Annotated in this window: 1 protein-coding gene (cut by a window edge); it reads right to left on the reverse strand. The window is 58.3% G+C overall.

Annotated features, from left to right (window positions below; genetic code table 11):
• On the reverse strand, positions 1-14,640 hold the 3' portion of the coding sequence (locus tag QUA02_RS18445) for an SDR family NAD(P)-dependent oxidoreductase (RefSeq protein ID WP_333029727.1). The gene runs 11,925 nt beyond the window's last position; only the last 14,640 of its 26,565 coding nucleotides appear in the window; its start codon lies beyond the right edge, outside the window; the stop codon is at positions 1-3.

Consider the following 14,640-nt stretch of genomic DNA (forward strand, 5'->3'; position numbering starts at 1 on the left):
TCATTTCAGTGCCCTCCTTTCGGTCTGGCAGCTCAGAATCTCGCGGAGCTCATCTGCCACTCCGCTGGCTTCAGGACCCGATAGCAGTCCGAAATGGTCGCAGGGAAACTCTCGTGTGGCAACATCGGTGCCTAGAAGTATGCCCCACACCTGCGGCGAGTCTCCCGCCGGGGCTGAAATCGGCGGCAATGCTAAAGTATTTCCTTCGACCGTGAAGCCAAGCGCCGCCCGGAAGAGCGTCACCCGGGCTCGGCAAACGAACGGTTCCGGCCGATAGCCGTTGAGAAAGCCGTCATGCCGCGCCGCCAGCCGGCTCGCTTTGCCAATCGAACTTATTAGTTGTTCCCGATTCAGAGGCGAGTGCCTTCCAACCCGGTTTGCAATCACCTCGGCATGGTCTTCGGGTTCCACACCATGGAAATCCCCAAGTTCGAGAAGGCGCGGCGCGTTCCAGCGCCTGACCAGCATATTACCGATCAGCAACGAGGCAAATGCGGGATCGGTCAGGGTCGTATTCTCCTTGAGGTAGAGCAGATCCGCAGACCCAGGAGCGTAGGTATCGAGCAGGATCAGATCCTGGACAACCTCGCCCTGCTGTTCAAGCGCGCGGCAAATCTCGACCGCGATCGCCCCGCCGAATGAATAGCCCCCGATCCGATACCGTTCCGCAGGACGAGATTCCCGAATGACTGAGAGGTAATACTCTGCCAGTTCCTCGACACTCGCCTGAGACGCGGATTCAACGGCTTCGATTCCGAACAAGGGGAAGTCTGGCCCAAGAGACTGGCTGAGTGACAACAGCCAATTTGTATCTCCGGGGGCGCCGTGGAGCCAGAAAGACGGCGCTTGTCGGCCGTTCTCGTGGAACGCCATTAGAGGACTCCGCAGGGAACGCTGCAACGGTTTGCTAGGCCCCGTCGGCGGTAAGTTCGCGGCCAGTTGCTCAATCGTGGGATAGCGAAGGAAAACATCTGCCGGCAACGACAAATCAAAGGTCTTCTCCAGGGACTGGCGGAGTTCCACCTGTACGAGAGAATCGACGCCCAGTGTGCTCAATTCAGCATCGTCTGCCAAATCTTCATCAGCGATACCAAGTGTTTTACCGATAACCGAGCGGAGGATCTTTACCGCATCGGTGGAATCGGGCCCGACATCTGGGAGTAGCGAGCCGGTTTCCGGTTTCGTCGGCACCCAGTGTTTCGCGCTTGAGAACGGATAGCCTGGTAAGGGAACCTTTTCACCTTTGAATCCCGGTTCGATATCCCATGTCAGGTTTCCCCCCGACATCCATTCCCGCGCAGACTGTTCTGCCTTACTGTCTCCAGAAACCGCCGGGGCTCCGTTGAGCCAATTCTGAATCCGCACAAAAAGGCTCTCTCGATCGCTAGCTACGAAAGCAACTCTTTCAGCGAATGTATCCCGGCCGGTCTGTAAAGTGTGCGCTACACTTCGCAACGGGTAGTCCTTTCCCCAAGTCTGCAACGCTTCCACAAGACCCCGGACTGCTTCTCTCAGTGCCTTCGGGTTCTTGGCTGAAATCGGAATAATCTCTGGAACGCTCCGCGATTGGGGATCGTTTTGCTTGTGCCGAACCTCGGAACGCTCCAGCAGGACGTGACAGTTGGTACCGCCGAATCCGAAGCTGCTGACACCTGCGCGGAATACTGGGAGGCCCGATCGATCGATGAATGGTTCCCAATCCCGAGTAGACGGAGAAATTCGGAAACGCCCGCGATCGAGTCGCAAAAGGGGATTCACCGAGTCCTGGTGCAACGTGGCCGGAATCTTCTCATGCCGCATTGCCAGAATCACCTTCAGCAATCCCGCAATCCCCGACGCCGGTTCGAGATGCCCGATATTCGTTTTGACCGAACCCAGCCAGCAAAACGGAGCGGCCGAAGAGCTCTTGCCTGAGCGGTGGAGCCGATCGAACGCCTCAATCAGCGCGTCCACTTCTACCGGATCTCCGAGTGGAGTGCCGGTTCCATGCGCCTCAATGAAGGTCACGGAGTCTGGATCGATCCCGGCCCGTTCGTAGACTGTCGCGATCAGATTAGCCTGCGCCTCCGCATTTGGCGCCGTCAGCGACATAGCGCGCCCGCCGTGGTTGACGCCCGTACCCCTGATAATGGCGTGGATGAAGTCTCCATCCGCGCGCGCCTGGCGAGCGGACTTGAGGAACACGACCCCAACACCTTCCCCTTTAACGTAGCCGTCCGCTTGCCGATCGAAGGCCCGGCATCGCCCGCTTGGAGACAATACTCCCATCCGGGCCGCCATTAGAACAGCGTCTGCCGACAGCAGGAGGTGAACCCCGCCAGCGATCGCAAACTCAGCCTCTCCAGAACGGATGGACTGCACGGCCCGGTGTACGGCGACGAGGGAACTGGAACAAGCAGTATCGATCGCCTCGCTCGGACCGCGCAGATCGAGCAAGTAAGACACGCGGTTGGCGATCATCGAACGCGCGTTTCCAGTGGCCACTTGAGGTTCCGTCCCTGCGCGAAACCGCTCCACGTACTCATTCATCTGCACGCCCGCGAAGACCGCTGTCCTAGAGCCTGCAAGCGAAGACGGGCGAATTCCCGCATTCTCGATCGCATGCCACGAGTTTTGCAGGAACAAACGATGTTGCGGGTCCATCTGCTCAGCTTCTCTTGGCGAGATGCCAAAGAACAAAGGGTCGAATTCAGCTACCTGCTCAATGAAGCCACCCCACCGCGCAGCTTCTTCGCGACCGGTTCCCGCCAGATCCCGGGAACACTGGCGCCAATCCCAACGGTCTACAGGAGTCTCTGAAATCAGGTCCCGGCCTGCTTCGAGGTTGCGCCAGAATTCTTGGAGGTCGGGGGAGCCGGGGAACATCCCGCTGATCCCGATAATGGCGACTTCCTCTTCGTCGCTGGAAGCGGTGTGCGGCGGCAAAACGAGGTTGTTTTCCTTGACCCCACACTCTTTGAGGTGTCCCGCTAGCGCAGCGATATTGCTGAACCGGAAGAAAATAGACGGGCTGATGTCAACGTTATACTGCTGTGCAATCCTTGCCGCGAAATCTTTCAGCAAAATCGAGTCAAATCCATACTCGCTGAACCCAGTCCGAGAGTTGAGCTTTTCAGGAGCGATGGAAAGAACGGAAGCAGCAAGGTTTCTCAACAATTCTTCGACAGAACCATCCACTTCAGTGGGCGCGACTGCCGAACCGCTGGGTTTCGGTAATGTTCTTTCGGAAGCTTGCAGTAAGCGCTCAATGGCAGCATCGTCGGCATCTAAAACTAGAGTCCGCGCAGCGCCGTGTTGCAGCACGCGATCGAAAGCCTGCATCCCAGCTTCAGCCGTCAACAGCCGCAGTCCAGTAGCAGCAAGATACATCTCGCGCGCCTCGCTTTCGAGATTCATGCCACCGTCCGCCCAGAGCGGCCAACCGATCGAAATGCACCCTGCGGACTCAGCAAATGCGTCCAAATACCGACAGGCACAAGCGTAGTTGCAACTGCCGAGATCCCCTGCCAGCGCTGCGAGGGACGAAAAGAAGACCGCGAAATCTAAATTCCGAAAGTCGAGGAGCTTGTGCAGCACGCGGGCGCCTTCCAACTTAGGACGCAGAACCGTCTTGAAATCGCGCCAGCTCATATCGCCCAGGGTGCCCCGGCCCTGCACGCCAGCGCAGTGAATTACACCCTGGACGCGGCCCAGCAAGGCTTCGGCTTTCGCGAGGGCTGCTCGCATCTCCGATTCGGATGCTACGTCCGCCTGAAAGTAAGCGGCGTCGCCACCCGCGCTCCGCACCGACTCGATCGCAGCTTGGACTGCCGCTGAATGGGGCGATCGCCCGGTCATGACAATACGCGCGCGACAGGTCTGGGCAAGGTGCAATGCGAGCTTGGAGCCTAACGAACCCGCTGCGCCTGTAATCAAATAGACACCCTGCTCCGCGAGCTTTGGCGACACCGTCGCAGTTTGGTCCAGCGGAGTAAAGTCTCGGCTCAGGCGCGCGCCGTCCCGGTAAAAGATATCGGTGTCACACCAGCTAGTCTGTGCTTCCGCCTTCACGAGCAGGGGCAAATCTGCCGCGGCTACCTCGACCCGGATGGTTCTGAGGCGCAGATCCGCACAAGCAGCCGTGATGGAACGGCGGAAACCGCCAACCGCATCGTGTTCGGCGATTTCCCCATCCCGGCCGTCGAAAAAGTAATAAATGTCCATCTGTCCAGGTTTGACCTTGAGCAAGGACTGAGCCAGAAGGAACATCCGGCGAAGCGGAGCGTAACCGCTGCCAGCATCAGCCATCGAAACCAAGTCCCAGCAGTGAAGGATGCCCTTCGCTGCCGGACACTCGGAAAGGAGCCGTTCGTAGTGTTGCTCCTCATCAGGATCGATGCGGAAGGTTCGGGATTCTAGGACTTCAAACCGCGAGGTACCGGGCAATACAACCGTCACGCGCCGGAGCGGAGCGAGCTCGCGCTGGCACTTCTGCGCCATCTCCATATCTGGGGCGAATAGCAGCAGGTCGAATGCTTCCGTGCCTTGGTTGGCTGGAGACGGGCGCCAGACTGGACAGAGGATCTTTGGGCTGTCTTGCTGCCTGTCCGGCGCTTGAGATGGCGCGGTGATTTGGAGCCAATGCCTCTCCCGTTCAAAGGGGTATCCTGGAAGGACTACAGGCCGACAAGACAGGTCGGGCTGCGGCGCGGACCAGTTTGCGGTTTGCCCTAAAACCCAGGATTTTGCGGGTTCCGGCAGGTCGTCAAATGAACCGACCGCCATCCACCCGCGCAGCTTGTGAGCCGCTTCCCCCAAGGAATTCGCAGCGATCGCAGCCCGATGCTCCATTTCCACCCGGCCCCGCCTGAGTGTAAACGCGATATCAGACAGGTTTTGGCTGGCGCCGCGTGTTTCGAGATGCTCCGCAAGGTTCGCAGCCATTCTCCGCAATGCCTCTGGAGTGCGTGCGGAGATATGAAGTATTTCTGGACTGGATGTGCGATCTTCCGCGTCCGCTGGCGCTACTGGCGATTTGTAAGCTTCGAGAATGATATGGACGTTGGTCCCGCCCGCCCCGAACGAGCTAACACCGGCCCGCAGATCGCCCTGCCAAGGTTCCAGTTTCGACTGAAGAAGGAACGGACTATTGGTTAAGTCGAGGGCCGGATTGGGTTCCCCGCAGTGCAGAGATGGAACCAAGGTGCCGTGGCGCATCTGCAAAATGACCTTGATCGCGCTAGCAACGCCTGCCGCCGCTTCCAGATGCCCAATATTGGATTTCACAGAACCGAGCGAGCAGAAGTGCGTTTGGCCGGTTTGGCGGCGGAATGCCTTCTCTAACCCCCGCCATTCCAACGGGTCGCCGAGCTCCGTTCCAGTCCCGTGAGCTTCGATATAACGAATGGTTTGGGCATCAACCGCAGCATCCTTCAGGGCCAGGCCGATGAGTTCTGCCTGTGCATCGGGATTCGGGACTGTGTAGCCTGTAGTCAAACCATCTTGATTCATCGCGCTGCCCAGAATTACGGCGTCGATCCGATCGCCGTCTGCTTCGGCAAGCGAGAGCGGTTTGAGGAGCAGCGCCCCCACTCCTTCTCCCGGGACAAAGCCATTGGCTCCCCGTCCAAAGCTTCTGCATCGACCGTCCGCCGAAAGGAACCCCAGTCCGCTGAGGGCGACATACTTCGAGGGATGGAGCAGAAGATTTACTCCTCCTGCGATCGCGACTTCACACTCCCCGCGCCTCAGCGACTGTACGGCAAGGTGAATCGCGGCAAGGGAGGAAGAGCAAGCGGTATCAACGGCTATACTCGGTCCCGTGCCATCCAGAAACCATGAGACGCGGTTGGCGACCGACCAGTAGGATGAAGACGCCAAAACCATGTTGCCTCTAGACCACTCTTCGGCTGAGAGGAGTTGATAGCTTCCCCACGTAATTCCCGCAAACACGCCTATGCGGCGGGAACTGCCATTGGCACTCGCGCGAAGCCGGGCTGGCGTATATCCAGCGTTCTCGATCGCGTGCCAGGCGGTTTCCAGGAATAGCCGTTCCTGCGGGTCCATCGATGCTGCTTCCCGTGGTGAGATCCGGAAGAACAACGGATCGAAACGATCCACATCCTCAAGGAAGCCTCCCCACTTGCATGCCGACTTGCCGGTATATAGATCCGCGTTCCAGCGCGATCGCGGAATCTCCGTGATGCAATCCGATCCCGAAGCTAGCAGTTCCCAGAACTCTTCCGTGTTTCGCGCCCCCGGAAAGCGTCCTGCCATTCCGATCACTGCGATCGCTTCGTTGCTGTGTTCCGAATGCTTTGGTTGCGCGATCGCCATCGGAGCGCTGGGTTCAGTTTCGCCCAATTCCGCGCCGCCCAGCAACGCCGAGAGGGACTCCACGGTTGGATTCTCGAAAAAGACAGCAGGGTCGAGGGAAAGCCCAGGAAGCTTTTTGTGCAGTTCCTCACCCAGCCTGGCAAGTAGCAAGGAATCGAATCCTAATTCACCGAGCCGCGAATGCGGATCGATTTCTTGGGGACGAAGCCCCAGCAGCCCTGAAATGATTTGAGTAAGAATCGAGCCAACCGCCGGAAGACTTCCGGCAACCTTGCCAGTTGCTATGCCAGACTTCGCAACCGCAGCGCGACTGCTCAACAGGGTCTTAAACTTCTCCGGGTCTCCCGGCACAATGGCGATTTGGGGTTCATTCTGCGACAGCGCCCACTGGATCAGGCGCAGGCCATCTTCCGCCGCTAGCGGTCGCAGCCCCGCAAACCGCTCCATCCATTTTTGAGAGTCCTCACTGAGTGCCATGCCTCCGCCCTGCCAGAACGGGAGGTCGATCGCCCGACTGTACCCGCTTCTCAGGTGCGATCGGCGAAGGCTCTCTCGCCAGAGCATGAATCCGTCAAGGAATCCATTCGCAGCCGAGTAATCCGATTGCCCCGGTACTCCCCAGATCGAACTCAGCGAAGATAGACAGAGGAAGAAATCGAGTGGGTCTTCCCGTGTCAGCAGATCGAAGTAGGTGACTCCATGCAGCTTCGGGCGCAGCACTCGGTCGAACGAAATGCGATCCTTTCGACTTAGCAGTGAGTCGTCGATCGCACCTGCGGCATGGACGATTCCCCGCAGCGGAAACCCTGTCTTCCGCGCCGCGTTGACAACCAAGCGGACGCCAGCAATTTCGCCAACATCAGCCACTACATACGTCACATTCGCGCCTAAAGCACGCCACGACTCCAGAATTCCCGACTTTTTCGGATCGAGCGGCGATCGGCCCGCCAGCACCAACGCAACATTGCCGACTCTGACGGCACTCTCCGCGAGCGTTCTGCCGATCGCGCCCAGCCCGCCGGTGATGATGTAACATCCTCCGTCTTTCCAGATCGGCTTCGGGGTAGAGTGGCCGGGATCGATGGTTCGGAGTCCGCGCGCGGAAAGCCCGCGTTCATCCAAATGGAAGGAGAAAGAGCCACGCTGGTTCCAGATGGTGGAGGCGGCATCCAGAATAGCTGCTGCATTGCTGCCGATCGCATCTCCGACAGCCAGAACGGCAGGTCGAATTCGGGTACTCTCCTGAGCGACTGAGGCAAGCATCGCGGCCGCTGCATCCGTGAATGGCTGCTCATCCCCCACGCCACCGACATATAGAATATTCACCGGCTCAGTGGGTGCTGAACGCAGCATCGCACGGCACAAGCAAAACAGTGGATGAAGGGTGCCGTTGAGCGAGTTCCGCAAATAGTCTTCTTCCCCGCTGTCCATCCCGAACCCTGCACGCTTCGTCGATCGCAATACCACATGAGACGGAAAGTTCCTCTTGGACTTGAGGTGTTCCAGCAAGGCATCATAGTCTTGTTCGCGAACCAGATTGATCCGGTATCGGTCGTCGGCCAACGGATCGAAATCGATTCCCGGCATCGCTAAAATTGCGCGACTAGACCTGCTCCAGCAGTCCAAGCTTTCAAATTCCGCAGTTAAGGACACTCCATCGGGGGCAATCCCAATCCAGAGCAGCGTGCCCAACGGAGCTTTTGGGGTTTTGTTCCTGGCGATCGGCACCCATTCAGGGGCAAACAGGCCGATCGGCGCACCTGCTTCTGGCGCTGCTTCTGGTGCTGATGCTGGTGCTGAGCTTGTGGAGCGTGGGAACCAACACTGTCGGCGTTCAAAGGGATATCCCGGTAATTCTACGGGACGCGGCGATCGGCCATGCCACATAGCGTTCCAGTTCACATCCGCACCTTTTACCCAACGGGCTGCCAGTTCCAGCGGGTTGCCGTCCCATTTCTCAATAATTTCTTCCTCGTCGTCTCTGGAGCGATCAAATACCACTTCGCGTGCAGGAGTTCCATTGAGGAAGAGTTTCCAGTGCTGAATTAGTTCTGCCCTGTTTGCCGCCTGCACAGCCAGACGGAACGGGAGTGCCACGCGCCCGCTCTGTAGCGTAAATACGAAATCCTCGAAGTCAGGCGGATTCGGCGCTTCCAAGGCGTGCAGCAGTTGGTTGACGAGGACGCGCAGACGCTCACCGTCGATCGCGGAGACGGGAACGACTTGAGGTTGTGCGATCGGCTCCGCGATTCCGCTCCTGCTGACTGGCTGAGCCGGGTATTCCTCCACGATCAGGTGAACATTCACCCCGCCCGCTCCAAAGGAACTGACGCCCGCCAGAAGAGGCGAGCCACCCGATCTCTTCCAATCGGCCGCCTTGTTCTGCACGAAAACTGGACATTTTAGGAAATCGATCAGCGGATTCAGTTCTTCGGCATGAAGCGAGGGAGCGAGGCGCCGGTGCTTCATTTGCAACAGCACTTTGGTGAGACCAGCAATCCCCGCAGCCGATTCCAGATGTCCGATATTCGATTTGACCGACCCGATCGCACAGTATGGGGACTCACTCCGGCCCAGCGCTTTCGTCAAGGCAGATATCTCAATGGGATCGCCTAACTCCGTTCCAGTGCCGTGCGCTTCGATGTAGGAAATCGCCGATGGATCGGCACCCGCATCGCGCAGCGCCTCGCAGATGACATCCGCCTGCGCCTCCGGGTTCGGAACAGTGTAGCCGGAAACCTTCCCGCCGCTGTTCGTGGCTGAGCCGCGGATGACACCGAGAATGCGGTCTCCATCTCGTTCCGCATCGGCGAGGGTTTTCAGGACCACGACTCCGGCCCCCTCTCCGGGCACAAGGCCCGACGCGCCCGCACCGAATGGACGGCAAACTCCGTCTCGGGCAAGCATCTTCATCCGACTTAAAGCCACCAGATGACGCGGATGCAAGATGAGGTTAACGCCGCCCGCGATCGCTGCGCGGCATTCATCCCGCCGCAGACTCTGAACCGCCAGATGAATAGCTACCAGGGAAGACGAGCAAGCTGTATCGACGGCCACGCTTGGACCGCGAAAATCGCATAAATAAGAGAACCGGTTCGCGATCGAAGATGCCGACGATCCGGCCATCACGAAGTGTCCGTTCAGCGCCTCCTCCGCTGCCAGAATCTGATACTCGCCGTACATCACCCCAGCGAACACGCCCACTTCCCGGCGGCCAGCGTTCTTCGGAACGCGAACCAAGGTGGCTGGCGTCAGACCGGCATTTTCTATCCCAGCCCAAGCGATCTCAAGGAACAACCGTTCCTGAGGATCCATTCCGGCAGCTTCATTCGGCGAAATTCCGAAGAAGCGAGGATCGAAACAGTCCACCCGGTCGATCCAGCCGGCGCGAGTGGAGGAGGTGCTATTCTCCCTCTTGCCTGCCGGATCGAAGAAGTCCCGATTCGGCCAGCGATCGGGCGGAATCTCGGAGATACATTCGCGCCCGTCAATGAGATTCCGCCAGAAGTCTTCGAGTCCTTCGCCTCCGGGGTATCGCCCCGCTATTCCCACGATGGCGATCGGAGCAGGTCCGAAATTCTGGCGCTGCGGTGGCAAATGCACGGCCGGCGCTTCGATCTTGGATTTCAATGCCGAGGCTGGGATGAGGTTGCGTACTTCATCAGGTTTGTTCTCCTCCAGCCACTTGCCTAGGGCATCTAGAGACGTGCACTGGAACAGAAGGGTTTGGGGCAGTTGTCCGAAATCTTGTTCCAGCGCCCGGATAATCTCAAGCGTTACGAGAGAATCCACTCCATACTTTTCAAAAGTTGCTTTGCGAGCCAGATTCTTGCCGTCGAGCCGCAAGATTGACGCGAACACCCCCCGGAGATAGTCTATAAGCCCAGCCTGGCTAGCTGCTGGCTCGGCGGCTGCCGCGGGCACTTCCTGAGTAGTTTCCGAACTCGTTTCCTCAGCCACTTTTTCTGGAACTTCAACCCATCCGTCACTCTCTCCCAGAATGACGGACTGTATTGCATCGCCGCCGCCAGGAACCGCCGGACTCGCTTCACATATCCCCCGAAAACCCGCCAGCCGTAGCACCGCCCGCCACTGGCGCACGCCCAACAAAGGAGCATGGGGCAAACGGAGGTCTGAATCGCAGAATAACCACCAGCCGTGCGTAAGTCCGAAGGTCAGGGTCGCAAAGTCCTGAACGCGGGTGCCTTCATTGAGGACAAGCAGTCCGTCACGCTTCAACAGCCGCTTAGCCTCGCGAAGGGAATCCATCACACTGGAGGTTGCGTGCAAAACATTCGCTGCCAGCACCAGATCGTAGGAACCCGGCTGAAAGCCTTGGGATTCGATGTCCTTGGAAATATCGAGTACCCGGAATTCGCAGAATGGTCGGGAAACTCCGAACTTGAGTTCGGCTTGACGGACGAGGGCAGGCGATACATCGGTGTACGTATACAGGATCGACTCGGCGAATCGATCCAGTTTGTTGAGAACGGCGAAGCTAGTACCCCCGGTGCCCGCACCGATCTCAATGACCCGAACGATCGCGTTTGGCGCCTCAGTCAGAATCGCTTCAATAGCGGAACCGACAGCCTCCGCTGTGAGTGAATTGTAGTAGTCCATCAGGGCGTTGCCCCGATAGATTCCCTCCACCAAGGAAGACGACCCTCCTGGAAACAGAACGGTCAGCGGATCGCATTCACCGGTTAGGATTTCGCCGTAACGGTCGAGACACTTTTCCAGCAACTCAACATGGGGTGCAATTCCGGGATAGTCCGATCGCAGCCGATTAGCCTCAGCCTGCAAACCTTCGATCCGGCTTTGCGATTCAGGTTGAAGTCCTGCGGTCGAAACTACAATGTCACCGTTTCGTTCCTGAACTAACCCAGCCCGCAAAAGCATATCGAGCAATGCGGCAAACAGCCGCTCGTAACGGCTGTGGACCCGCAGTTTGCCGATGAGCGATCGCGCAGTCCACCGCTCCTCACTCGAGCGCAGTACGCCCAATTTTCGCAATGTTCCCAGCAGGCGAAACTGTGCGTACTCCTCAAGTTCCTGAAACGCAGCGACGGCGCGTTGGTCGATTGGCGAGTTCGTTAGGAAACGGACGAGCGACTGGGAAGCGGCAACAATCGACGACACGGAGGACTCTTGGATTCGTTCCGTACTCCATCCGCTGCGATCGATGGAGCGCAGCACCTCATCACCCAGCCGAACGGGCACGCTTTGCCGGACACCATGAATCAGCAGCCGCCGCAATGTCTCGACGCCCTCAGCCGTTCCTATTCCCAGAATCCCTTGTTTCTCGATCCGTTTGCTATAGTCCTCGCTGGCGACTATACCCGTTTCATTCCAATAGCCCCAGTTGATGACCTGAATTCTCGGCCCAGTCTCGGGCAGCCAAAGGGCGAAAGCGTCCTGAAAAGTGCAGCCAGCGGCATAGTTGCTCTGGCCCGCATTGCCCATGAGAGCGTTGGCAGAAGAAAAGAACGCGATGAAATCTAACGGCTCGTCCCTTGTGAGTCTTTCCAGCAGCCAGCTTCCCGCGATCTTTGGTGCAAGCGCTTCCCGAAGCGCTGCTTCAGTCATCGTGCGAATGCTCGCGTCACGGAGGACAATGGCCGAATGAATTGCTCCGTTGAGCCGCCCGGCTGTCTGGCGGATTTCGGTGAGTAGAGCTTCCATCGCCCCTTGGTCTGCGACATCAGCTTGGCGGTAGATTACCGTGGACGCGATCCGCTGTAACTCGTTGAGACGAGACGATCGCTCGGCATCCAACGGGCGCCGGCCAGTTAGCACAAGCTTTATGCCTGGCGTATTCGCTAATAACTTTGCCGCCTCGAATCCGATACCGGTCAATCCGCCGACGATCAAATAACATCCGCCAACTCGCATGGGAAGCTTATTCCCGTCATCGGGCAAACGCATCTCTTGGATGGTTCGCACCAGCCGACGGGAACCTCGGAACGCGAGCTCCGTGCCGGGCGCAGACTCTGGCTCTGCCGCGATCCGCTCGGCCATCGCTGGAAGGTCTGTCGCAGTCTGCCTATCTATATCCAAGCAGGTAACAGCCAGGCTAGGGAATTCCCGCGACAGCGCTTTGGTAAAGCCGATCGGGGAGGCATTCCACGGATTTCCACCGCCTGTGCCGGCATTCTGCACGTCTTGCGTAATTAGCCTCAACCGCGCCCGATCCTGCCAAAGGCGCGCCCTGTCCAGAGCTCTTATGAGATGAAACAGCGTCACCACTCCCCGATCCTGGATCGTTTCCAGTTCCGCCAGCGTGGAAGGGGCGGCAGTGTTGCCGGACGCCAAGAAATAGATCGTTTGCAGGGGCTGCATTTCCCGGCATATACGCTCTAGGTCATACGCTTTAGGTTCGATTTCCCAGTGCCGCGCGGAAACTGCCCGGAAAGCATCGGCGGGGTTTACATGAAAGACGGTTGAGTGCGGGTGCTGCGCGATCAAAGCTTCGGCTAGATCGCGATCGCCCGGCTGATAAACGATCAGAACCGGCCCCTCGGAAACCGATATTTGGGCTGGCGTTGGTGTTTCCTTCCAGACAGGCCGGTAGCAAGGCACGGCATCTACGGCCGGGTGCGCACCCGGCTTAGCATCCGCACCCAACCGCCGCGCCGGACGCAGTGTGAAATCCCGGATCAGTACCAAATCCTCGCCAGCAGGATTTGCGATCCGCAGGTCGAACGAGCGATCGCCGATCGAGTCTGCGGCGCGTCGCACATGGACGAGGCATTCGCTGGTCAAGGGTTTCAGTATAGCTAACTCCCCGATCGACGCGGGCAACAGCGCGGGCAGTTCCGCAGCTCTGTCGGCAAATAGGCCCATAACACACTGAAGCGCACCATCCAGAATTGACGGGTGCAGAGCGAGTCGGCCGACCCAAGGCGCTTCTTCTTCGGGCGCCCTTACCAGTCCGAGTGCTTCGGATGGGCCCGTCCAAAGGCATTCAACGGTGCGAAAGAGTCTCCCGTGAGTTACGTCGCGGGAATCGACCAGCGAATAGAATTCTTCCTTATGAATTGCCGTCCGGCAGCGGGCCTCAATTGCGGCACGATCTAGGCTGCTGGTGCTTGGCGAGGTCTCCCCGAAAGTTGTGAGAACCACTTCGGCAGAAGCGAAGGTCAATCTTTGCCCCTTGCTTTCCGACTGCAATTCGAGGTAGCGGGTTTGGCCATTCAGGCGCAACTCCGGCAAGAGCTTGTCACCACTTTTTACCGGACGCAGCCAACAGATATTGCGCAAACCAGCTACGCCGACGGATTCCTCGACGGCTTCGACCATGAGCTGTAAGGTCGCCGCTCCCGGCAACATCGGCTCGCCCTGTACCGTATGATGCCGCATCCAAAATTCGCTGTCGCGTTCAGTGTCGTGCGATCGCACCCAGTACGTGGTGCGATCGAAAGGGTACGGCGGCAACTCAACAATCTGCCCTCCTTGGGGATGCAGGAGAGACAAGTCTGTGAGATCCCCGCTCGCAAACAGGGCCGCGATCGGCAAGAGCGATCGCCGATACGCTTCGGGATCGTTCAGGTAACGCGAAAGCGACGCGAACATTTGGTCAATGGAACCGTAAAGGTTATTGGTTGGGGGTTCGTCTTCTCTAGTTGCGAAGAAATCTGTTCCTTCGCCAATTCTGAGGAAACGGCGGAGCAAATCAGTTAGATGCGCCTTGTCCCCTGATACAAAGGCTGCCCGGAATTCCAAATGGCTTCGTTTTGTGTTTAACGTGAACGCGATATCCGCGCTTCGGCAGCGGTTTCCCCGACCTTCCAGCCAGCAGAGCAGACCTTCAGCCCTTTGAATCAGTTGGCTGCGCGTCCGCGCCGAAATAGCGAATAAATAACAAGGCAATTCAGGCGATTGCTGCGTGCGGATCGCAGGCGCTTCCTCCACAACCATGTGGCAGTTGGCTCCGTTGGCACCAAACGAACTAATGGCAGCCCTTCTCGGCGTGCCAATCCAGTCGCTGCCGTGGGAATCGACGCGGAACGGACTGTCTGCTAACTCGATTCGTGGGTTCAGACCGGTTGGCACAAAGGAAGCAGGTATGCGGTGATTTTTCAATGCCAGAACAACTTTGAGCAGCGATGCGACCCCGGCCGCCGTCAGCGCGTGACCGATTAGCCCCTTCACAGAACCAATCGGCAGCGATGCAGGAGCGATCGCGCGATCGCTAAAGGCATCGCACAGAGCGTGAATCTCGATCGGATCGCCGAGTGGTGTGCCTGTACCGTGGGTTTCGACATAGCCGATCGATCTCGCATCCAAGGCGAATCGTTTGTAAACCTCCCGAATCAGCTCTGTCTG

The organism is Microcoleus pseudofavosus SVA1_A4 (genome assembly GCF_036700565.1).
Classification (GTDB): Bacteria; Cyanobacteriota; Cyanobacteriia; order Cyanobacteriales; family Microcoleaceae; genus Microcoleus.